This is a genomic window from Chromobacterium sp. ASV23 (genome assembly GCF_016428945.1).
Classification (GTDB): Bacteria; Pseudomonadota; Gammaproteobacteria; order Burkholderiales; family Chromobacteriaceae; genus Chromobacterium; species Chromobacterium sinusclupearum.
On sequence record NZ_JAELTR010000280.1, the window covers coordinates 1 to 282 of the forward strand.

Here is a 282-nt window from a genome sequence, read left to right on the forward strand (position 1 = left end):
TGAAGTCGACCAGCACTTCCTGGCCGATGCGCGGGATGAACTGGTGGCCGAAGCCGGCGCCGGCGCTGGGCATGGCCACGCGCAGCCAGCAGCTGGATTTGTCGTCGAGGTTGGCGCCGAACTGGGCATGTTCCTGCGGCCGTTGCCAGTGGAACTGCACCTTGATGCGGCCCTGGCCGTCGGTGTAGATCTCGTCGGCGGCTTGGTCTGTCGGCTCGGCCGGGCCGACCACGGTGGCGGTTTGCACGCCCAGCGAGGTGGGTTTGGCCTGCGCGGTGTGGG

The 282-nt window shown here is 68.8% G+C and carries 1 protein-coding gene; it reads right to left on the minus strand.

Features of this window, described 5'->3' with window-relative positions; all coding sequences use genetic code 11:
- A partial coding sequence (locus tag JHD59_RS22615; RefSeq protein ID WP_233164493.1) for a phage baseplate assembly protein V occupies positions 1 to 282 on the minus strand: 282 nt, incomplete at both ends.